Source organism: Stenotrophomonas sp. YJH_SMC_20 (assembly GCF_059367845.1).
Genome location: NZ_JCAFRG010000015.1, coordinates 60,541 through 82,061 on the forward strand (window position 1 = coordinate 60,541; position 21,521 = coordinate 82,061).

20 protein-coding genes are annotated in these 21,521 nt (G+C 66.9%); 8 read left to right on the forward strand and 12 right to left on the reverse strand.

From position 1 onward, the window contains the following. Window positions 1–14: 14 nt before the first annotated feature. Both AC5P6A_RS19910 and AC5P6A_RS19915 read right to left on the reverse strand, forming a co-directional pair. Window positions 15–1,025 (reverse strand): N-acetylornithine carbamoyltransferase, encoded by a 1,011-nt coding sequence (locus AC5P6A_RS19910; RefSeq protein WP_019660502.1) that lies wholly within the window; start codon window positions 1,023–1,025, stop codon window positions 15–17. Between the two features lie 319 nt (window positions 1,026–1,344). Continuing rightward, window positions 1,345–1,908, reverse strand: a complete 564-nt coding sequence (locus tag AC5P6A_RS19915) for a glycine zipper 2TM domain-containing protein (RefSeq protein ID WP_227844604.1) — start codon at window positions 1,906–1,908, stop codon at window positions 1,345–1,347. A 187-nt stretch (window positions 1,909–2,095) separates the two neighbouring features. On the opposite strand from AC5P6A_RS19915, the gene cysS reads away from it, so the two are divergent. From cysS to AC5P6A_RS19930, 3 genes are read left to right on the forward strand one after another with little or no spacing between them, the layout of a single operon-like run. Then, the gene (gene cysS, locus AC5P6A_RS19920; protein WP_227844595.1) at window positions 2,096–3,472 is read left to right on the forward strand and encodes a cysteine--tRNA ligase; all 1,377 of its coding nucleotides are present in this window, start codon (window positions 2,096–2,098) and stop codon (window positions 3,470–3,472) included. Between the two features lie 53 nt (window positions 3,473–3,525). Further along, a complete protein-coding gene (locus AC5P6A_RS19925) occupies window positions 3,526–3,978 on the forward strand; it encodes a SufE family protein (RefSeq protein WP_010486631.1) in 453 nt (150 codons plus the stop codon). Continuing rightward, entirely contained in the window at window positions 3,975–5,222 is a 1,248-nt protein-coding gene (locus AC5P6A_RS19930) for an MFS transporter (RefSeq protein ID WP_227844596.1), read from the forward strand. The genes AC5P6A_RS19925 and AC5P6A_RS19930 overlap by 4 nt, the downstream gene beginning before the upstream one ends. Window positions 5,223–5,592: 370 nt before the next feature. On the opposite strand, the gene dksA is transcribed toward AC5P6A_RS19930, so the two are convergent. Continuing rightward, window positions 5,593–6,819 (reverse strand): RNA polymerase-binding protein DksA, encoded by a 1,227-nt coding sequence (dksA, locus tag AC5P6A_RS19935; RefSeq protein WP_111097866.1) that lies wholly within the window; start codon window positions 6,817–6,819, stop codon window positions 5,593–5,595. A 271-nt stretch (window positions 6,820–7,090) separates the two neighbouring features. Between dksA and yidD the strand changes: the two genes are divergently transcribed. From yidD to AC5P6A_RS19950, 3 genes are read left to right on the forward strand one after another with little or no spacing between them, the layout of a single operon-like run. Further along, a complete protein-coding gene (gene yidD, locus AC5P6A_RS19940) occupies window positions 7,091–7,345 on the forward strand; it encodes a membrane protein insertion efficiency factor YidD (protein WP_010486626.1) in 255 nt (84 codons plus the stop codon). A 1-nt stretch (window position 7,346) separates the two neighbouring features. Further along, the gene (locus AC5P6A_RS19945; RefSeq protein WP_014647796.1) at window positions 7,347–8,693 is read left to right on the forward strand and encodes a dihydroorotase; all 1,347 of its coding nucleotides are present in this window, start codon (window positions 7,347–7,349) and stop codon (window positions 8,691–8,693) included. Then, on the forward strand, window positions 8,693–9,541 hold the full coding sequence (locus AC5P6A_RS19950) for a M23 family metallopeptidase (RefSeq protein ID WP_227844597.1): 849 nt from the start codon (window positions 8,693–8,695) through the stop codon (window positions 9,539–9,541). Before AC5P6A_RS19945 ends, AC5P6A_RS19950 begins: the two co-directional genes overlap by 1 nt. A 158-nt stretch (window positions 9,542–9,699) precedes the next feature. Here the strand turns inward: AC5P6A_RS19950 and AC5P6A_RS19955 are convergent, their stop codons facing one another. The 5 genes from AC5P6A_RS19955 to efp all read right to left on the reverse strand — a co-directional run bounded on the left by AC5P6A_RS19955 (window position 9,700) and on the right by efp (window position 13,922). Continuing rightward, window positions 9,700–10,404: a squalene/phytoene synthase family protein gene (locus AC5P6A_RS19955; RefSeq protein ID WP_227844598.1), complete on the reverse strand. Its 705-nt coding sequence runs from the start codon at window positions 10,402–10,404 to the stop codon at window positions 9,700–9,702. An 11-nt stretch (window positions 10,405–10,415) separates the two neighbouring features. Then, window positions 10,416–11,111 (reverse strand): phosphoglycolate phosphatase, encoded by a 696-nt coding sequence (locus AC5P6A_RS19960; RefSeq protein WP_058979670.1) that lies wholly within the window; start codon window positions 11,109–11,111, stop codon window positions 10,416–10,418. Beyond that, entirely contained in the window at window positions 11,108–11,824 is a 717-nt protein-coding gene (gene ubiG / locus AC5P6A_RS19965; RefSeq protein WP_111097868.1) for a bifunctional 2-polyprenyl-6-hydroxyphenol methylase/3-demethylubiquinol 3-O-methyltransferase UbiG, read from the reverse strand. The genes AC5P6A_RS19960 and ubiG overlap by 4 nt, the downstream gene beginning before the upstream one ends. Window positions 11,825–11,848: 24 nt before the next feature. Next, window positions 11,849–13,192, reverse strand: a complete 1,344-nt coding sequence (locus AC5P6A_RS19970) for a TRZ/ATZ family hydrolase (RefSeq protein ID WP_111102820.1) — start codon at window positions 13,190–13,192, stop codon at window positions 11,849–11,851. Window positions 13,193–13,355: 163 nt separating this feature from the next. Next, complete coding sequence (gene efp, locus AC5P6A_RS19975; protein WP_005410381.1) at window positions 13,356–13,922, reverse strand: elongation factor P; 567 nt, start codon at window positions 13,920–13,922, stop codon at window positions 13,356–13,358. Between the two features lie 96 nt (window positions 13,923–14,018). Between efp and epmB the strand changes: the two genes are divergently transcribed. After that, window positions 14,019–15,059 (forward strand): EF-P beta-lysylation protein EpmB, encoded by a 1,041-nt coding sequence (gene epmB, locus AC5P6A_RS19980; protein ID WP_111097878.1) that lies wholly within the window; start codon window positions 14,019–14,021, stop codon window positions 15,057–15,059. 79 nt (window positions 15,060–15,138) lie between these two features. Here the strand turns inward: epmB and AC5P6A_RS19985 are convergent, their stop codons facing one another. The 3 genes from AC5P6A_RS19985 to AC5P6A_RS19995 all read right to left on the reverse strand — a co-directional run bounded on the left by AC5P6A_RS19985 (window position 15,139) and on the right by AC5P6A_RS19995 (window position 19,012). Continuing rightward, on the reverse strand, window positions 15,139–17,265 hold the full coding sequence (locus AC5P6A_RS19985; protein ID WP_021204177.1) for a putative bifunctional diguanylate cyclase/phosphodiesterase: 2,127 nt from the start codon (window positions 17,263–17,265) through the stop codon (window positions 15,139–15,141). After that, window positions 17,262–18,164, reverse strand: a complete 903-nt coding sequence (locus AC5P6A_RS19990) for a phosphate/phosphite/phosphonate ABC transporter substrate-binding protein (RefSeq protein WP_425507697.1) — start codon at window positions 18,162–18,164, stop codon at window positions 17,262–17,264. The genes AC5P6A_RS19985 and AC5P6A_RS19990 overlap by 4 nt, the downstream gene beginning before the upstream one ends. A 77-nt stretch (window positions 18,165–18,241) precedes the next feature. Continuing rightward, window positions 18,242–19,012: an RNA methyltransferase gene (locus AC5P6A_RS19995; protein WP_019660517.1), complete on the reverse strand. Its 771-nt coding sequence runs from the start codon at window positions 19,010–19,012 to the stop codon at window positions 18,242–18,244. A gap of 120 nt (window positions 19,013–19,132) precedes the next feature. Here AC5P6A_RS19995 and AC5P6A_RS20000 point away from each other — a divergent pair, with 120 nt between their 5' ends. Further along, window positions 19,133–19,960 (forward strand): inositol monophosphatase family protein, encoded by an 828-nt coding sequence (locus tag AC5P6A_RS20000; protein ID WP_005417749.1) that lies wholly within the window; start codon window positions 19,133–19,135, stop codon window positions 19,958–19,960. A gap of 668 nt (window positions 19,961–20,628) precedes the next feature. Here the strand turns inward: AC5P6A_RS20000 and htpX are convergent. After that, window positions 20,629–21,495 carry a protease HtpX gene (gene htpX / locus AC5P6A_RS20005; protein ID WP_171952856.1) on the reverse strand — a complete coding sequence of 289 codons (867 nt, stop codon included), beginning with the start codon at window positions 21,493–21,495 and terminating at the stop codon, window positions 20,629–20,631. Window positions 21,496–21,521 lie beyond the last annotated feature (26 nt).

Here is a 21,521-nt window from a genome sequence, read left to right on the forward strand (position 1 = left end):
TGAATCGGAAAAAATCAGCGCCCGGCAACCGCGGCCATGATCGCCTTCTGCACGTGCAGGCGGTTCTCGGCTTCGTTGATGGCGATGCACTGCGGCGAATCCATCACCGCATCGGTGGCCTTCACGTTGCGACGCAGCGGCAGGCAGTGGCTGAACACACCGTTGTTGGTCAGCGCCATCTTGCGTTCGTCGACGATGAAGTGCTTGAACTGGTCGCGGATCGGCTTTTCCGGTTCCCAGTTGCCGAAGAACGGCAGCGCTCCCCAGCTCTTGGCGTAAACCACGTCGGCGCCGGCGTAGGCGCTGTCGACATCATGGCTGATCTTCAGCGAACCACCGCTCTCGGCCACGTTCTGCTCGGCCCAGCCCATGTAGCGCTCGTCGAGGATGTAGTCGGCGGTCGGGCAAAGCAGTGTCACGTCCATGCCCATGCGGGTGGCGATGGTCAGCGCCGAGTTGGCCACGGCGGTGTTGAGCGGCTTGGGGTGGTAGGTCCAGGTCAGCACGTACTTCTTGCCACGCAGGTCCTGGGTGCCGAAGTGCTCCTGCAGCGCCATGATGTGGGCCAGCTCCTGGCACGGGTGGGTGATGGTCTCCATGTTGATGACCGGCACCGGCGAATACCTGGCGAAGCTGTTGAGGACGATGTCCTGGCGGTCGTACGCCCAGTCCTGGAACTTCGGGAACGCACGCACGGCGATGATGTCGCAGTAACGGCCCAGCACCTTGGCCACTTCCGCGATGTGTTCCTCGGTATCGCCGTCCATCACCGTGCCGAGGTTGAACTCGATCGGCCACGCATCCTTGCCCGGCTGCAGCACCACCGCATGTGCGCCGAGCTGGAACGCGCCCAGTTCGAAGCTGGTGCGGGTGCGCATGGACGGGTTGAAGAACACCAGCGCGATCGACTTGCCCTTGAGCTGGTCGCCGAGCTTGTTGCGCTTGAACAGCGCGGCCTGGGTCAGCAATGCGTCGAGATCGCTGCGGCTCCAGTCCTGGGTGTTCAGGAAGTGCTTGGGGGACATCTTCTTTCCTTGCGTGGCGGCGCCGGGTTCGACGCGGTGGAAGGGAAAACAGGAAGCAAAGGTGAAACGAAAAGGTTGCAGTTGCAGCTTTCAGAACGCGGAAACGAAAAAACCCAGCCGGCGGGCTGGGTTTTTTTTCGGACGAACAGCAAAAAGCTCCGGTTACCCAGCGAGAATGTGGGGTTCCGGTCGACGCGCACGCGAGGTCATGCCCGACGCCTGTCGGGCTGCGCTGCTGTCGTGCTGGAAGTCGGTGAGCTTCATGGCCGAATATCTTTGCATGCGGCCGTGACCGGCGCAAGGGGCAGGGGTCGCAGAATCAGGGATTGCCGGCGGCGCCCTGCTCAGGACCGACCCAGGGGGTGATCGACACCCGGATCTTGAGCCGGTTGCCCGGGTCTTCCGGCAGCCGCGACCGATACTTGGTGCCCTTGTAGACGTAGTCCACGTCGTAGGCGATGGGCCGGCGGAATTCACGCCCCACCGGCACGATGCGGCAGTCACGGGTCAGCATCGGGCCATTGTTGGCAGGCGCCGGGGCCGGCGTTTCGGGGCCGGCCTCTTCGGAGGGCTCCTCGTCGCTGCGCTTGAATATCGAGCGCACCGAGTCCCAGAAACGGCTGATCCGGCCCTTGTCCTCGACCGGCTCCTCGCCGGTCACGTTGACCGGGGCCAGGGTGCGGGTCGACACCGGCTCGCAATGCTCCTCGGTACGGGTCGCGCGCAGGGTCTGGAATACCGGCTCGACGTTAAGTACCTGGGCGTAGTCGAACTTCACGTTCTCCACGATCACCACCCGGTTGCGGGGCTCGGCCTCCTGCGCCAGCACCACGACGGGCAGCGCCGACAGGCAGGCCAGGGTCAGCAATGCGGTGGATTTCAGTGGCGACGGGAGCAAGGACACGGCGATAGTGTAGGCAGTGGCGAGCGCAAGGGGCTGAACATTACCCGTCCACGCCGCTCCTGCCCACCCCACCCTGGCTCCCTCCGGCGTCCACCGGTGGCAACCAGCGCCCCCAAAGGGAGCGACACGTTCTAAAATCACAGACTTGTCCCCCAGCCACAGCCCCATGACCCTGCGCCTGCACAACAACCTGACTCGCCAGCTCGAACCGTTCACCCCGCTCGACCCGGCCTGTCCGACCCTGTATGTGTGCGGCCCCACGGTCTACAACTACGTGCACATCGGCAACGCCCGTGGCCCGGTGGTGTTCGGGGTGCTGGCCGACCTGCTGCGGCGGCGTTTCGGCGCACTGCGCTACGCCCGCAACATCACCGACGTGGACGACAAGATCAACACCGCCGCGCGAGAGCAGGGGGTGCCGATCAGCACCATCACCGACAGGTTCGCCGCCGCCTACCGTGAAGACATGGCCGCGCTGGGCGTGGTGCCGCCTGACATCGAACCGGAAGTGACCGCGCACATGCCGCAGATCATCACCATGATCGAGCAGTTGATCGCCAGTGGTCATGCCTATGCCGCCGAAGGCCACGTGCTGTTTGCGGTGGCCAGCTTTGAAGGCTACGGCAAGCTCTCGCGCCGTGATCCGGAAGAGATGCTGGCTGGCGCACGCGTCGATGTCGCCCCCTACAAGCGTGATCCGGGCGATTTCGTGCTGTGGAAGCCATCCAGCGACGACCTGCCCGGCTGGGAATCGCCCTGGGGCCGTGGCCGCCCGGGCTGGCACATCGAATGCTCGGCGATGGCCGCCGCCCACCTGGGCGAGACCATCGACATCCATGCCGGCGGCGTCGACCTGCAGTTCCCGCACCATGAAAACGAGATCGCGCAGAGCGAATGCGCGCATGGCGGCAGGATCTTCGCCCGCTACTGGCTGCACAACGGCATGCTCAACTTCGGCGGCGCCAAGATGAGCAAGTCACTGGGCAACATCGAGCGCGTGCATGACCTGGTTCGCCAGCATCCGCCGGAGGCACTGCGCCTGGCCCTGCTGTCGGCCCACTACCGTCAACCGCTGGACTGGTCCGATGCGCTGATCGAACAGTCGGTGCGTACGCTGGACCGCCTGTACGGCACCCTGCGCGAACTGGCCTCGGTCGAGGCCAGCGCGGTGATTCCGGCCACGGTCGAAGCGACCCTCGACGACGACCTCAACACCCCGCAGGCGCTGGCCGAAGTGGCCCGCATCGCGGCCGAGGCGCGTCGTGCCACGGACCCCGCCGAACAGTCGCGCCTGAAGGCCGAGCTGCTCGGTGCCGGCCTGGCCCTGGGCCTGCTGCAGGCCGACCCGGCGCAATGGTTCGGTACCGCTGCGGGCGATGACGGCGACGATGCCCGTATCCAGAGCCTGATCGACGAGCGCGCTGCGGCCAAGAAGGCCCGCGACTTCGCCCGTTCCGACGCCATCCGCGACCAGCTGGCCGCCGAAGGCATCGTGCTGGAAGACACCCCGCAGGGCGTGCGCTGGTCGCGCAAGCGCGGCTGACCTGCCCTGCCCCGTGGCCGGTACGCCGGCCACGCCCCACCGTAGAGACTGTTGTGACCGACTCCCCGTTCCCGCTTGAACCCACCGCCGCCGAGGCCCAGACCGCCATCGCCGAGGAATTCGGCTTCTTCGGCGACTGGTCCGAGCGCTACCAGTACCTGATCGACCTCGGCCGCAAGCTGCCGGCCTTCCCGGAAGAATGGAAGACCGAAGAGCATCGCCTGCTCGGCTGCCAGTCGATGGTCTGGATCGTGCCGGAAGGCAATGCGCAGTCGCTGCGCTTCCATGCCATCAGTGATTCGGCCATCGTCTCCGGCCTGATCTTCCTGGCCCTGCGCGTGTACTCCGGGCGCTCGGCGCAGGAGATCCTGGCCACCGAACCGAGCTATATCCAGGACATCGGCCTGGCCCGCCACCTGTCTCCGACCCGCAGCAATGGTGTGGCAGCGATGCTGGCCTTCATCCGCGAGACCGCGCAGGCCCAGCTGCAGCGCGATCCGTCGTGAGCGAGCCTGCCACAGCCGAGGACACCGCGCTGGGCCTGCTGTCCCGACCCGGCTTCGCCAAGCTGCTGGCCTACCGCATCTTCGCGATGCTGTCCTACCAGGTGGTGGCAGTCACCGTCGGCTGGCACATCTACGAAGTCACCCGCAATCCGTTCTCGCTGGGCCTGATCGGCCTGGCCGAGGTGCTGCCGTTCTTCTGCGTGGCGCCATTCGCCGGCTACCTGGTCGACCATCTGCCGCGGCGCCGGTTGGGCATGGCGGCCTGTTCCGGGCTGATCGCCACCGCGCTGGTACTGACCAGCGTGGCCAAGGGCTGGCTGCCGTTTGAAGGCGTGTGGCCCATCTATGCAGCCATCGCCCTGACCGGCATGGTCCGCGCCTTCCTGTCGCCGATCTACAACGCGCTGTTCGCCCGCGTGCTGGCCCGCGATCAGTTCGCGCGCGGCGCAGGCCTCGGCGCGGTGGTGTTCCAGGCCGGCATGGTGGCTGGTCCGGCACTGGGTGGCGTGCTGGTCGGCTTCGGCGGCAAGGGCCTCTCCTACGCGGTGGCTACGGCCTTTGCGCTGGTGGCGATGGCCTGCCTGGCTACATTGAAGGTGGAAGAACCGGTGCACACCGGTCCCGCCGCGCCGATCTTCAAGAGCATCGCCGAAGGCGCGCGCTTCGTGGTCGGCAACCGGATCATGGTCGGGGCGATGGCGCTGGACATGTTCTCGGTGCTGCTGGGCGGCGTGGTGGCGATGCTGCCGGCCTTCCTGCACGAGATCCTGCACCACGGCCCGGAAGGCCTGGGCATCCTGCGCGCGATGCCGGCGCTCGGCTCGGTGTGCGTGGGCCTGTGGCTGGCCCGCCACCCGCTGCACCGCAATGCCGGCCGCGTGTTGCTGTTCGCGGTGGCCGGTTTCGGCCTGTGCGTGATCGGCTTCGGCCTGTCGCAGCACTTCTGGCTGTCGGCGCTGATCCTGCTGTTCTACGGGGCCTTCGATGGCATCTCGGTGGTGATCCGATCGACCATCCTGCAGTTGGCCACGCCGGAAGAGATGCGCGGCCGGGTGTCGTCGATCAACGGCATCTTCATCAGTTCGTCCAACGAGCTGGGCGCGTTCTATGCAGGCACGATGGCGAAGCTGCTCGGCCTGGTGCCGGCCGTGGTACTGGGTGGGTTTGCGGTGCTGAGCGTGGCCGGGATCACCGCGTGGAAGAACCCGACGCTGCGGAAACTGAATTTGCGTGATCTGCAGTGACCCTGCGGAGAGCGCGTTCGGCGGCGCCGGGCGTTTGACTGGCCACGTCACTTTCCCTCGATGAATGGGTTTGTCACTTTCTTTGCGCGCGCAAAGAAAGTAACCAAAGAAACGCGCCGCCATCCGCGAGCCGGTGCTGCGCACCGGTGCCCTGCGCTCCTCGGTGAATCAGGGGACGGCGCCGAACTCGCTGCGCTCAAACAGCGGCGCCTCTTCGCCCCCGATTCCCCTGCGGTGCTCGGCTCGCTACAAGGCGGACCCAAGTCAACGGCCACAACTGCCCGTGCCAGCCACGGTCGCTTACCAACGATCCCCAACAAAAAACCCGGCCAAGGCCGGGTTTTCTGCATGACCAGACAACGATCAGGAATCAGTCGCCCTGCTGCTTCTGCAGGTGCTCCCAACGCTCCTGGGCGTCGATGGTGCGTTCAGCCGTGAGGCGCGCTTCGAGGCGCTCCAGGCCGATTTCTTCACCGGTGTCGACGCAGTAACCGTAGTCGCCCGCTTCCAGGCGCTTCAGGGTGCTGTCGATCTTGCCGATCAGCTTGCGGTAGCGGTCGCGGGTACGCAGTTCCAGCGAGTTCTCGGTCTCGCGGGTCGCGCGCTCGGCTTCATCGCCGATGTCACGCACTTCCTCACGAAGATTCTCGATGGTCTGCTTGGACTCTTCCACCAGGTCCGCGCGCCAGTTCTGCAGACGCTGACGGAAGTACTCCTGCTGCAGCGGGCTCATGTATTCCTCTTCCGAGGACGGCTTGTAGCCAGCCGGCAGGATCGGGCGGCCGGTGGCCTCGTCGGTCTTGTACTCGACCACCTTGTACTTGCTGCGCGGGGCCGGTGCAGCCGAGCGGGCGGCGACGGCCACGGCAACCTTGCCGACAGGGCGCGACACGGTCTTCGGGGCGGAATCGGATTTCACGGCGGTTTTGGCAGGCGATTTCGAAACGGGCACGGGATTCTTGGATTGCGGGGCCTTCGAAGCGGCAGGAGCGGCGGCCGGGGCCGGCTTGGAAGCCGGCTGGGCTGCTGCCACTGCCACGGTCTTGGCCGGGACAGGCTTGGCCGGAGCCGGCTTGGCAGCAGGCTTCGGTGCGGACTTCACTACTGGGGCCGGGGCCGGCTTTACGGCCGGTGCGGCAACATTCTTGGCACCCTTCTTTACAGCGGCAGGCGTGGCGACCGGCTTGGCCGCAGCGACCTTCTTTGCTACGGGCTTGGCGACCGGCTTGGCTGCAGCCTTCTTCACCACCGCCTTCGGCGCCGGCTTGGCGGCGGCCTTCTTGGCCACCGGCTTGGCGGCAGCTTTCTTCACCGGCGCAGCCTTGCTGACGGTCTTCTTCACCGGCGCCTTCTTGCTGGCAGCGGCTGGCTTGGCCTTGGCGGGCGCAGCGGCTTTCTTCGCCACCGGCTTGGTTGCCTTGACCGGCGTTTTCTTTGCGGTGGCCTTCCTGGCCGCCGGTTGCGAGGACGCTGCCTTGGTCGCCGGCTTGCTGGCCGGCTTCTTGGCAACGGGCTTTGCCGCCAACTTCTTCACAACAGGCTTGGCGGTTTTCTTGGCGGCCGTTGCGGCCTTCTTTGCAGTTTTTTTAGCAGCCACGAAACGCTCTTCCTTGGATTCCCCGGGGCCCGGGAAAGCGGGCCTTTATAGCCTACCCGACCCGCAGCAGCAACCTCGGCACCCTGCCCCATTCAGTCCTGGAGCCAAGGCGCCCAATGGGCAGTCCGACGAACACGGACCGCCTTGCGCGGTACGGAACCTGGCCAGCACCCGACGGTGCTGGTACCGGTCGCAGGCCATCGGCGACATGCGACCAACGGCCCATCCTGCACAAATGCGGCCTTCATGCCAACTGGCATAAGATGACTGGGTGATCTCGCGCCTGCTCATCGCCCTGCTGCGCTTCTACAAGCGCTTCATCAGCCCCCTGCTGGGGCCACGCTGCCGTTTCGTGCCGAGCTGTTCTGAATACGCGATGGAAGCCATCTCGCGGCACGGCCCGCTGCGCGGCAGCTGGCTGGCTGCGCGCCGGCTGGGCCGCTGCCACCCGTTCCACCCCGGCGGCTTCGACCCGGTGCCCGAATCCAACCACGCCCCCTCTTGCCGTTGCACAGGAAAACATTGACATGTCCTCCACCCTCATCACCAATGCCCGCATGGTCAACGAAGGCCGCACCTTCGACGGCGACCTGCGCATCGAGAACGGCCGCATCGCGCAGATCGGCAACGGGCTGGCGCCGCGCGACGGCGAGCAGGTGGTGGACGCGGCCGGGCGCTGGCTGCTGCCCGGCATGATCGATGACCAGGTGCACTTCCGCGAACCGGGCCTGACCCACAAGGGCGACATCGCCAGCGAATCGGCGGCGGCCGTGGCCGGTGGCCTGACCAGCTTCATGGACATGCCCAACACCAACCCGCCGACGCTGGATTCGACCATCCTGGAAGCCAAGTACGAACTCGCGCGCGGCCGCGCCTGGGCCAACTACGGCTTCTACCATGGCGCCAGCAATGACAACCTGGACGCGATCCGTGCGCTGGACCCGAAGAAGGCCCCGGGCGTGAAGGTGTTCATGGGCGCCTCTACCGGCAACATGCTGGTGGACAACCCGGAAACGCTGGATGCGATCTTCCGCGAATGCCCCACCCCGATCATCACGCACTGCGAAGACACGCCGATGATCGATGCCAACCTGAAGGCCTTCCAGGAAAAGTACGGCGACGCGCTGACCCCGGACATGCATCCGGATATCCGTTCGCGCGAGGCCTGCATCAAGTCGACCCGCCTGGCGATGTCGCTGGCACGCAAGCACGGCACCCGCCTGCATGTGCTGCACATCTCCACCGCCGACGAACTGGCGCTGTTCGAGAAGGGCCCGCTGATCCGCGCCGATGGCAGCCGCAAGCAGATCACCGCTGAAACCTGCGTGCACTTCCTGCACTTCGCGCGCCCGGATTACGCGACCAAGGGCAACCTGATCAAGTGCAACCCGGCGATCAAGGAAGTGTCCGACCGCGAGGCGATCACCGCTGCGCTGGCCGACGACGTGCTGGACGTGCTGGCCACCGACCATGCGCCGCACACCTGGGAAGAGAAGCAGAAGCCCTACGCGCAGGCGCCGTCGGGCCTGCCGCTGGTGCAGTACGCACTGGTGGCCGCGCTGGAGCGCGTGCACGAAGGCAAGCTGACCCGCGAGCAGGTGGTGCAGAAGTTCGCACACGCACCGGCACAACTGTTCGACGTGGAAGAGCGCGGCTTCCTGCGCGAAGGCTACTTCGCCGACCTGGTGCTGGTCGAAGACGTGCCGTTCACGGTCAAGCGCGAGGACGTGCTGTCCAAGTGCGGCTGGTCGCCATTCGAAGGCACCACCTTCCGTTCGCGCGTGGCCTCGACCTGGGTCAACGGCCAGCTGGTGTGGGACGGCAGCAACCTGGTGGGTGAACCGGCCGGCCAGCGCATGACCTACGACCGCTGATGCGCAAGGTATTTCTGTTCGGGGCGCTGCTGCTGGCCGCGCCCCTGTTCACCGCACCGTCGGCGCAGGCACAGGACGGCATCGGCAGCCTGATCGACAGCCGCGTGGTGTTGCCGGCCAGTGCGTCGCAGGGCGCGCTGGTGATCGGCAAGGTGCCCGCTGGCAGCCGCGTGCAGTACGCCGGCCGCCAGCTGCGGGTGAGCGGCTATGGCAGCGTCGTGTTCGGCATCGGCCGCGACGAGAAGGGTCCGCTGCACGTGCAGGTGCAACGCCCCGATGGTGGCACCGAGACCGCAACCATCGCGGTGACGCCGCGCGACTGGCCCACCGAGCGGGTCAATGGGGTGCCACCGAAGACGGTGAATCCGCCGGCGGCGATCGCCGAGCGGATCAAGCGCGAACAGGCGCAGGTAACCGCTGCACGTTCGCGCGACGACGACCGTACCGACTTCACCCAGACCTTCATCTGGCCGGTCCAGGGCCGCATCAGCGGCCGCTTCGGCAATGCGAGGGTGTACAACGGCCAGCCCGGTGCCGGTCATTCCGGCATGGACATCGCGGTGCCGACCGGCACGCCGGTAAAGGCACCGGCCGCCGGCATCGTCACCTTCGCCGGCCCCGACCTGTACCTGACCGGTGGCACGCTGCTGCTCGACCACGGTTTCGGGGTCAGCTCCAACTTCCTGCACCTGTCGCGCATCGACGTAAAAGTCGGCGACCGTGTGGAGCAGGGCCAGGTGATCGCTGCCGTCGGCGCCACCGGCCGTGCCACCGGCCCGCACCTGCACTGGGGCATGAACTGGTTCGAGACCCGTATCGACCCGCTGCTGGTGCTGGAGCGCAAATAACGCCCATCGCCCGGTGCAGCGGTGAGCCACTGTTGTAGAGCCGAGCCCACGCTCGGCTGCTGTCGCGCAGAGATGAGCCGAGCATGGGCTCGGCTCTGCAGACAGCATTCAATCAACCGCGCGAGGTAGCGCCGGGCCATGCCCGGCGGAGCGCGGGATCAACCGCGCGCCGCCCACCACACGCGCAGCAACGTGCGCACCGGGGTGGCTTCGATTGGCTTGCCTGCGGCCTGCGCGGCCACACGGGCACGTGCCAGGCTGGACCACACGCGGCGCGGGCGCGGTCCGGGCACGCGGGTGCCCCACCCCTTCAACAGATGCTGCGCCCAGCGCTGCGCAGCGGTGCTGGCATCACCGTCCAGCAGGCTGCGCGGCACACCGGCCACGCCGGCATCCTGCAGGCGCTGGGCCAGGGTCTGCAGCTGCACCGCACGACCGGCGCCGGTGCGCGGCTTGTCCGCGAACAAGGTTGCCTCCACTGCGGCTACGGCCTCGGCGTAGTTGGCCAGCGCGCGCTCGGCGCCGGCTGCATCGGGCGCGACGGTGCGTGCTTCAACCAGATCCGGCAGCGCTTCGGCCAACTGCGCCCACGGCGCACGCACCGGCTCCAGCAGCCGGCCCAGCGGATGGCGCGAACGATGCCCGGCCCAACTGCGCAGCTCCTCGCCCCACCACGCCAGCTTGGCGTCGGCGGGCAGCGGATCGCCGCTGGTGTTGAGCATGTCGTCGAACTCCTGCAGCAGCGCAAACCACGCCACTGCGAGCTCGCGTTGCGGTTCGGCCACGAACGGGGCGGCCACCGACCATTCCGGCCAACGGCTGCGCCACTTGTCGAGGAAACTGTCCAGCGCGGTACTGCTCACTACGGGATTCCTTACGGCTGGGCCGGGGCTGCCGGCCGGGTCGGCCAGAGACTGGCCAGTTGCAGAAGTTCAGCGTTCTCGACCAGCACGTCGGCCTGCCAGGCCAGCGGATCGTCGCTGTGCAGGCGGTAGCCCCACAGCGCCGCCACCGACGGCATGGCCGCGGCCCGCGCGGCGATGATGTCGCGCTCGTCGTCACCCACGTACACGCAGTCTTCGGCAGCAACGCCAATGGCCTGCGCAGCGTGCAGCAGTGGAAGCGGGTGCGGCTTGCGCTCGGCCAGGCTGTCACCGCCGACCAGCACCGCGCAGCGCTGCTGCCAACCATGCTGCGGCAGGATCAGGCGCGCCAGGTACTCCGGCTTGTTGGTGACGATGCCCCATACCGTACCGGCCTCATCCAGCGCGGCGAGCATGCCGGCCACGCCGTCGAACAGCACTGCGTGCTGGCCGATCAGCGCTTCGTAGCGCTGCAGGAATTCCGGGATCAGCGCGTCACGTGCGGCGACGTCCAGTTCCGGGAAGGCAGCCGAGACCATCGCCCGCGAGCCCTTCGACACCACCGGGCGCAGTGCGGCCGGATCGATGGGTGCACGACCACGTTCGGCCAGCATCGCGTTGCAGGTAGCGACGAAGTCCGGCGCGCTGTCCAGCAAGGTGCCATCCAGATCGAACAGCACCGCGCGCGGGAAGCGTGCAGCGGTCATGCCGGCTTGACCGCGTAGGCCAGATAGTTGATGTCGGTGCGGCTGCTCAGGCGGGCATGGTTGCGCCACGGCTCGTAGGCCATGCCACTGACATCCACCAGCTGCACATCAGCCTCGCGCAGCCAGCGCGCCAGCTCGGCCGGCTTGATGAATTCCTGGTAGTGGTGGGTGCCCCTGGGCAGCAGGCGCGCCACGTACTCGGCGCCGACAATCGCCACCGCGAAGGCGGCCGCGGTGCGGTTGATGGTCGACAGGAACAGGTGGCCGCCCGGCTTCAGCAGGCGCTTGCAGGCGTCGATGATCGCGCCCGGGTCTGGCACGTGCTCGAGCATTTCCATGCAGGTGACCACATCGAAACTGCCCGGTTGCTCGGCGGCCAGATCCTCGGCGGCCTGCACGCGGTAGTCGACCTTGGCGCCGCTTTCCAGCGCATGCAGGCGCGCGACCTTCACCAGTTCCGGGGCCAGGTCGATGGCGGTGACGTCGGCGCCGGCCTGCGCCAGTGCTTCGCTCAGCAGCCCGCCACCGCAGCCGATGTCGAGCACGCGCGCGCCACGCAACGGCACGCGGTCGGCGACGTACTTCAGGCGCACCGGGTTCAGCGCATGCAGCGGCTTCTGCGGGCCGTCAGCATCCCACCAGCGGTTGGCCAGCGCGGCGAACTTGTCCAGCTCGGCCTGATCGAAATTGGAGGAAGCGTGGGGGGCAGTCATGAGGGGTCCTTGCGGCGCCAGGGATCAGGCGCGGATATGACGGATACGCTCGCGCCACTGGCGCGCGTTGGCGATGATGCCCGGCAGGTCCATGCCGACCAGCTCGCGCTGCACCAGCTTCGGCTTGCCGGCGATCCAGACGTCGCTGACCTGCTGGCGGCCGGTGGCATACACCAGCTGCGACAGCACGTTGTGCAGCGGCTGGGTTTCCAGCGCCGACAGGTCGACACAGACCAGGTCGGCCTGCTTGCCGACTTCGATCGAACCGATGCGGTCAGCGAAGCCCAGCGCGCGTGCGCCACCCAGCGTGGACGCGCGCAGCGTGGTTGCCGCATCCAGTGCAGTGGCGTCGTCGGCCACGGCCTTGGCCAGGATCGCCGCGGTGCGGTTCTCGCTGAACATGTCCAGGTCGTTGTTGCTGGCGCAGCCGTCGGTGCCGATCGCCAGGTTCACACCGGCGCGCTGCAGGGCGCAGGCCGGGCAGAAGCCGGAGGCCAGCTTCAGGTTCGATTCGGGGCAATGCACGACGCTGACGCCGCGTTCGGCGCACAGGTGGATTTCCGCATCGGTCAGCTGGGTCATGTGCACCGCGATCAGGCGGTCGTTGACCAGGCCAAGGCGATCCAGCCGCGCCAGCGGGCGCTGGCCGTGCAGCTTGATCGAATCGTTGATCTCCTGCGCGGTCTCGTGGGTGTGCAGGTGCACCTGCATGTCGAGCTGGTCGGACAGCATACGCACCCGCTCGAAGTTGGCATCGTTGACCGTGTAAGGCGCATGCGGCGCGAACGCGGTGGCGATCAGCGGATCGGTGCGCCACTGGTCGTGCAGTTCACCGGCCTTGGCGAAGTACTCGTCGTCGGTCTTGGCCCAGGCGGTGGGGAAATCGATGATGACCGCGCCCACCAGCGCGCGGAAACCGTGTTTCTTGTAGACCGCGGCCTGCACGTCGCCGAAGAAGTAGTTCTCGTTGGCGCAGGTGGTGCCGCCGCGCAGCATCTCGGCGATGGCCAGGGTGGTGCCGTCGGCAACGAATTCGGGGCCGATCACCGCCGCTTCCACCGGCCAGATGTGCTGCTGCAGCCAGGTCATCAGCGGCAGGTCGTCGGCGACGCCGCGCAGCAGGGTCATCGGGTTGTGCGTGTGGGCGTTGACCAGGCCCGGCATCAGCGCGGCCTCGGGGCGACTGACTACCTGGGCGGCACGGAAGCGCGCGCGCGCCTCGGCACGCGGCAGGATGGCCACGATCTCGCTGCCACGCACGGCGACGGCATGGTCTTCCAGCACCACCGCATGCGGCTCGATCGGAACGACGTAACCGGCTTCGATGAGCAGGTCGCAGGCTTCGGGGAGGTGCGGGCTATCGCTCATGCGGGCTCACTGGCTATTGGAGAAGGGCCTGGCGGGAGGCGGTAGCGCCGGGCCATGCCCGGCGGCTGTCCGCTGCGGCGCCATGGGCGCCAGCAACGGGTTCCGGGTTATGCCCGGAAAGCCGAGCATGGCTCGGCTCTACAGGTAATCCGGCTGCGCCGGATTACTTGACGCGTGCGGAGTACTCGCCCGAACGGGTGTCGACGCGGATCACTTCGTCCTGGTTGACAAACAGCGGCACGCGGACCACGGCGCCGGTTTCCAGGGTGGCCGGCTTGCCGCCGCCGCCCGAGGTGTCGCCACGGACGCCCGGATCGGTCTCGGTGATCTTCAGCTCGACGAAGTTCGGCGGCTGCACGAAGATCGGCTCACCGTTCCACAGGGTGACCACGCAGGACTCTTCGCCCTTCAGCCACTTCTCGGCGCCGCCCATGCCGGCCTTGGTGGCCTGGACCTGCTCGAAGGATTCCGGATCCATGAAGTGCCAGTACTCGCCATCGCTGTACATGAAGTTCATGTCGGTATCGACGACGTCGGCTGCATCCAGCGAGTCAGTCGACTTCATGGTGACTTCCTGGGTACGGCCGTCCTTGATCAGGCGGTACTTCACGCGGGTGAAGGCCTGGCCCTTGCCCGGCTTGACGTATTCGGTGTCGATGATGACGGCCGGTTGGTTGTTGACCAGGATCTTCATCCCGTTCTTGACGTCGTTCATGCCGTAGCTGGCCATGCGTAAACTCCTGAGTGGCAGAAACGCCGCGGGTGCGGCGAGCCGTTAGAATGGAAAGCCCACCGGATGCCGGTGGGCGACTGTTTTTCTGCCCCCATGATAACCGCAGGCCCCCTCTCCATGCAGCTTTCCGCCTTCCCCCGGCCCCAGTCGCCAGGCGCGCCCGCGCGCTGGCAGCAGCTCTGGCGCCAGGCACTGCGCGACCCACAGGCCCTGCTGGCCCGGCTGCAGCTGGACCCGGCCGCGCTGGGCGTCTCGGAAGCGGCAATGGCCCAGTTCGCGCTGCGCGTACCGGAGGGGTTCGTGGCCCGCATGCGCAAGGGTGATCCGGCCGATCCGCTGCTGCGCCAGGTGCTGCCGATCGACGAGGAAATGCGTCCCGCGCCCGGGTTCAGCTTCGATGCGGTGGGCGATGGCGCGGCCAAGAAGGCCACCGGCGTCATCCAGAAGTACCGTGGCCGCGCCCTGCTGGTCGCCACCGGCAGCTGCGCGATCAACTGCCGCTACTGCTTCCGCCGCCACTTCGACTATGGCGCGGAGAACGCCGCCAAGGGTGGCTGGCAGGAGGCCGTAGCCGCCATCGCCGCCGACCCGGACATCGACGAGGTGATCCTGTCCGGCGGTGACCCACTGTCGCTGGCCACGCACAAGCTGGTCGAACTGACCGATGCCCTGCGCGCCATCCCGCATATCCACCGCCTGCGCATCCACACCCGGCTGCCGATCGTGCTGCCCGAGCGCGTGGACGATGAGCTGGTCTCCTGGCTGGGCAGTCTGCCCTGGCCGCTGGCGATCGTGGTCCACGCCAACCATGCCAATGAATTCGACGCCAGCGTGGACGCGGCGATGGCCCGCCTGCGCGCTACCGGCGCCCAACTGCTGAACCAGGCGGTGTTGCTGCGCGGGGTCAATGACAGCGTGCAGGCCCTGCAGGACCTGAGCGAGCGCAGCTTCGACGCCGGCGTGCTTCCCTACTACCTGCATCAGTTGGACCGGGTCGAGGGCGTGGCCCACTTCGAAGTGGATGACGCCCAGGCCAAGGCGCTGATTGCCGGCCTGACCGCGCGCCTGTCCGGTTATCTGATCCCGAAACTGGTGCGCGAACTGCCCGGCGACCCGAGCAAGCGTCCGCTGTAGCCCCAAAAAAGGGGACGGAGGGGATTAAGTCGCAAATGCATAAGCGACTTAATCCCCTCCGTCCCTTTTTTTGTGTCGGTCAGAGGCCCGATTCGATCATCCGCACCACTTCGGTGGCGGTCACCGGATGACTCAGCCAGTAGCCCTGGCCAAGATCGCAGCCGCGCTGCACCAGCAGGTCGAACTGCGCCTGCTGCTCGATGCCCTCGGCCACCACGGTGATGCCCAGTGCGTGGGCCATGGCGATGATCGCCGTGGTCAGCGCCAGATCGTCGGGATCGCGCTGCATGTCGGCCACGAAGCTCTTGTCGATCTTCACCCCGTCCACCGGTACCTGGCGAAGATGGCTGAGACCGGAGAAGCCGGTGCCGAAATCGTCCAGCCAGACCTTCACGCCGGTGCGGTGCAGCTTGTCCAGCAGCTGTGCGGCCACCATCTCGTCGCCGATCACGGCGGTTTCGGTCAGCTCCAGATGCAGCCGCGAGGCCGGTAGCCCGGACTCATGCAGGCACTGCGCCACCAGTGCCGGCAGTTCGCCGCCGCGCAACTGCCGTGGCGACACGTTGACCGACACGAACAGGTCGTCCCCGGCCGTCCCGCGCGGCCATTGCGCGGCCTCCATGCAGGCCGCACGCAGCACCTTCGGGCCGATGACTTCGATAAGGCCACTCTGCTCGGCCACCTCGATGAACACCGAAGGCGGGATCGTGCCCAGGGTCGGGTGCTGCCAGCGCAGCAGCACTTCAACGCCGACCATGCGGCGGTCGCGCATGCGGAAGATCGGCTGGTAGGCCAGGCGCAGTTCGCCGCGCTCCCAGGCGCCGCGCAGCTCCTGTTCCATATGCACGCGACGCTCGACTGCATGGTCCATCGCCCGGCTGTAATAGCGATAGCAGTTCTTGCCCGCCATCTTTGCCTGGTACATGGCAATGTCGCCGTTCTTCAGCAGGGTGGTGGCATCGGCCGCATCGTCAGGGAACAGGGTCACGCCGATCGAGGTACCCAGGAACAGTTCCCGGCCCTGCACCACCAGCGGCTTGCCCAGCTCCCGCACCAGCACTTCAGCCAGCAGCCGCGCATTTGCGGCCACATCACCATCGCCCACCAGTATCACGAACTCATCTCCGCCGAAGCGCGCCAACAGGGCTTCATCGCCCCCGGCTTCGGTGACCGCGCGATCGATACGCTGTGCAAACTGCAGCAGTGCTTCATCGCCAGCTTCGTGGCCAAGGGTGTCATTGACTCGCTTGAAGTCGTCGATATCGGCGAACAACAGGCCCAGCCGGTGATTGGCGGCACGGGCAGCCATCAACCGATGATCAAGCGCCTCGCGGAATGCCAGCCGGTTGGTCAGCCCGGTCAACGCGTCGGTATAGGCCATGCGCCGCACTTCGCGGTCATGGCGGGCGATCGCATCACGCATGCGGGCAAAACCGCGCACCAGTTCACCCACCTCGTCGTCGCGGGTGTTCTCGGCCAGCGGCGTCTGGTAGTCGCCCGCCTCGATGCGACGGGCAGCGACGGCGAGATCACGGATCGGCGCAACCAGAGTACGCTGCACGTACAGGATCACGACCACGCCGATCACCACCAGTAGGCCCAGCATCAACAGCAGCCAGCCCAGGTGACGGCTGCCGACCTGCTGCAGGCGTTCGCCCAAGGTGGCGTTGGCTGCCTGCTCGCGCTGCTGCACCTCATCCAGCGCCATGCCGACGCGGACGCCGCCAATGCGCTGGTTGCCGACCATGATCGGCATGGTGTTGTCGAGCACCTTCGGCGACTCCTGCACGACCAGCGCCTGCGCAGCCGCGGCCCTGGGTGCAAGAGGATCAGCCATCGGCTGGCCGAAACCGGATACTTCGACCGAGCCGTCGTGAACCAGCCGGCCGCGTTCGTCGAACACCAGCACGTAGCGCACCACGGGCTGGCGCGCAGTACTGCGCACCAGTACGCCAACCTGGTCCAGGTCACGGTAGTACAACGGGTTGGCCAGGGCGTCGGACAGTTCACGCGCCATCGCCTCGCCGCGGCTGCGCACGCTGCGGTCGAACAATTCATGGATGACGCCACCACTGAGGTTGCGCACCTCGCCCTGCATCGCCGCTTGCCGCCCCAACAACACTGCCAGGATCGCGATCACCACGACCATTGCCCCGCCCATCGCGAGCAGGAACCGGGCCTGCATCCCCGAGCCAAGCCACTTCATTCCACTTCCATCCGCACGCGCGTCAATCCTTGTTTCAATTCATCCAGCCGCTGCTGCGCATGCGCATCGACACGGTGGAACCCGGAAGTGCCAAAAAACCGATGCAGCGCTCCCCGTGCCCGCGGGTCGCCGGCCGCCTGCAGCAGCACTTCCTGCAGGCGATCGCGCACGCGTGGATCAAGGTCGGCGCGGACCATCTCCACCGCACGCGGGTAGGGTTCGGTGCGCAACAGCTCGCGGAAGTCGCGCCGGAACGCTGCTGGTATCCGCCGTTCGTCATTCCAGTCCACGCTGCTCACCGCTCCCACGTCAACCACCCCCTTGTGCACGAACGTCGCGATGTTCAGCTCGCTGCGTGCAAATACGTAGCCCACGCTATCTGGACCCGGCATATCCCATGCACCGGCCAGGATCTGCGGCGACAGGCCTTCCTGCAGCAACGTCATCACCGGCACCAGGTAGGCACTGGTGGACGACGTGTTCTGCAGGGCCAGGCGATGGCCCCGCAGATCCTGCATGCGCTGGATCGGGCTGTCGCGGCGCACGAAGAAAACCGTCTGGTACTCCCGCACACCGTTGCGCTCGGTCAGCAGCAGCGGACGGGCGCCACTGCGCTGGCCCAGCGCCACCGCCGTACCCGAGGTTTCCGTGACCCAGTCGACACGACCGCGCCGCAGATAGCTGGCCATCTGCTGTGGATCGCGTGCCATCAGGATCCTCCCCTCCTTGATGCCAACGTCGTGCATGCGCGCCACCACGTAATCCAGCAAGGGCTGAAGCTGCTCGTAGTGGGCCTTGGGATCATCGCTGATCCGGCCCAGCACCAGCACGTGGTCCGGTGCTGCACGCACCGTCCCGGCCAGCAGGACCATGGCCAGGCTCAGCAGTCCCCCCTGCATTGCCTTTCGCAGACCCGACACAGGCTTCATCCCCCCCTGGGTATCCAGACAGACTACCCGAAAAAATGAGAACGTCGTCAGCTGTCCTTGTTGCCTGCTTGTGCCAGTCGCGCCATGCGCTGGGTGTCGGCGAGGATGCCGCGCAACAGGCGCACTTCCTGCTCGCTTGGCTCGCTACGCAGGAACAGGCGGCGCAGCTTGCGCATCGCCGATTCCGGCGCGCGGCCCTTGTGGAAATCGATCTCGTCCAGCGTGTCGCCGAGCTGGGCGAAGAAGCTCTCCATCTGCTCATGGCTGGCGGCCTGTTCGCGGAAGCCGGGCTCGGGATTGGGGGCCGGCTGCGCGCCCAGCAGCTGCATGCGCGTTTCATAGGCCAGCACCTGTACGGCGGCCGCCAGGTTGAGCGAGCTGAACTCAGGATCGGACGGGATGTGCACCGCCGCATGGCAGAGCTGCAGTTCCTCGTTGGTCAGGCCGGTGCGCTCACGACCGAACACCAGCGCCACCTCGGCGCCCTCGCCCGCCTTGGCCACCGCGCGGGCGGCGGCATCGGCCGGCAGGTACTCCTCCAGCTGCACGCGGCGGGCACGCGCGGTGCAGCCCAGCACCAGGCGGCAATCGGCCACGGCCTCGGCCAGGGTGGCGACCACCGGGGCGTCCCCCAGCACATCTTCGGCCCCGGCCGAGCGGCGGAAGGCCTCCTCGTCCAGAGGCTTTTCGGGAGCGACCAGCACCAGGCGGGCCAGGCCCATGGTCTTCAGGGCACGGGCGGCGGCCCCCATGTTGCCGGGATGCTGGGTACCGACCAGGACGAATCGGAGGCGGGTGGCGGCGGGAAACTGGGACATGAACAGGGAAAAGGTCGAGCTGGACGATGACCAATGGTAAACTGTGCGGCCGGCCACTGCGCCGGACCCGCTCTTTTCCCCCGCCAGTCCATCTCTTCTGCCTTTCCGGGAGCCCACGCCATGCAGAAACCCGCCGTCACCGTCATGGTCAAGGCCGCCCGCCTCGCCGGCAACGTCCTGTTGCGCAACATCAACAAGCTCGAGGCACTGAACGTGGTGCAGAAGGGCCGGATGGACTACGCCAGCGAAGTGGATGCGGACGCGGAAAAGGTCATCGTCAAGGAACTCAAGCGCGCTTACCCGGACTACGGCATCTTCGGTGAAGAAGGTGGCGTGCAGGGCGAGCGTCGCCAGATGTGGGTCATCGACCCGCTGGACGGCACCAGCAACTACCTGCGTGGCGTGCCGCACTACTGCGTGTCGATCGCGCTGGTCGAGAACGGCGAGCCGACCGACGCGGTCATCTTCGACCCGCTGCGCAATGAACTGTTCACCGCCAGCCGTGGTGCCGGCGCCGTGCTGAACGACCGCCGCATCCGCGTGGCCGACCGCAAGGATCTGGAAGGCACGATGATCCACACCGGTTTCGCCCCGCGCGAGCGCAGCCGCGCCAGCGCCCAGCTGAAGGCGGTCGACGCCCTGCTGGTGCACGGCGAGGACATCCGCCGCACCGGTTCGGCCGCATTGGACCTGGCCTACGTGGCCTGCGGCCGCGCCGACGCCTACTTCGAAGCCGGTGTGAAGGCGTGGGACATCGCCGCCGGCCTGCTGCTGGTCCGCGAGGCGGGCGGCAAGGTCTGTGACTTCAAGGGCGCGACCCTGGGCCGCATGGACAACCGTGGCCCGGAGACCCACCAGATCGTGGCCGGCAACCTGAAGGTGGCCGAGTCGCTGCAGAAGGTGCTGGTGAACACCGGCTACGCCGCCGAGTTCGACGCGAAGTTCTGAGGTTTCGCGTAAAGCGGTTCATGGGGACGGCATCTGCGAAGGTGCCGTTTTCGTTTGTGCGCACGGAGAGTCGTTTCCGCGACCGCGGAGGGGTGTCACTTTCTTTGCTCGTGCAAAGAAAGTAACCAAAGAAACACGCCGCCGGGGCGCGAGCCGACGTGCTGCGCACGCCGGTACCCTGCGCTCCTCGGACCGTCGAGGGACGGTGCGGGAACTCGCTGCGCTCAGACACCCGCACCTCTTCGCCCTCGCCGGACCTGCGGTGCTCGGCTCGCTCAAGGCGGACCCAACGTCAAATGCCACAGCTGCACCCAGTAGATCCGCGCCACGTGTGGATGCTGTCGATCTTGATCTTGATCTTCCAGTCCGCCTTGAGCGAGCCGAGCATCGCAGGGGAATCAGGGGCGAAGAGGCGCCGGTGTCTGAGCGCAGCGAGTTCGGCGCCGTCCCCTGATTCACCGAGAAGCGCAGGGTACCGGCGCGTAGCGACGGCTCGCGGCTGGCGGAGCGTTTCTTTGGTTACTTTCTTTGCGCGCAAAGAAAGTGACACCCCTCCGCGGTCGCGGAAATGATCCTAGGCATCGCCTGGTGCCACCAATGCGTGCGCGCGCAAAACAAAAACGCCCGGCGCGGGGCCAGGCGTTCCTGCACTAACAAGGAGCAGAGAGTTACGCCACCGTCGACGCCCGCAGCGCGGCGATGCGCTCTTCCAGCGGCGGGTGGCTCATGAACAGCTTCTTGGCCGTCGAACCGGAAATGCCGAAGGCGGCAATCTGGGTCGGCAGCGTGCTCTGGCCATGGTTGAGCTGCAGGCGCTCCAGCGCGGCGATCATCTTCTGGCGACCGGCCAGCGAGGCACCGCCGGCATCGGCGCGGAACTCGCGGTGGCGCGAGAACCACATGGCGATCATCGTCGCGAACAGGCCGAACACCATCTCCAGCACGAACACGATGATGTAGTAGGCGAAGCCGCGGCCGCCGCCTTCGCGGTTGCCCGACAGCGCGCTGTCGATGATGCCGCCGACCACGCGGGCCAGCACGATCACGAAGGTGTTCAACACGCCCTGCAGCAGTGCCATGGTGATCATGTCACCGTTGGCGACGTGGGCGATCTCGTGGCCCAGCACCGCTTCGGCCTCGTCTTCACTCATGTTGTGCAGCAGGCCGGTGGACACCGCCACCAGCGCGTTGTTGCGGTTGGCACCGGTGGCGAAGGCATTGATCTCCGGGCCGTCATAGACCGCCACCTCGGGCATGCCGATACCGGCCGCCTTGGCCTGGCGCTCGACGGTGGCCAGCAGCCAGCGTTCGGTCGGGTTGCGCGGCTCGGTGATCACCACCGCACCGGTGGAGCGCTTGGCCATCCACTTTGACAGCAGCAGCGAGATGAAGGAGCCACCAAAACCGAAGATGCCGGCCATGATCAGCAGACCGCTCATCTTGCTCGGGTCGGTTCCCGCCAGCGACATCACGATGCTGGCGAGGATCAGGACCGCGAAGTTGGTCGCCAGGAACAGGGCAATGCGGGTAAACATGGGAAAATCCGGCTCGGAAGGGGTCG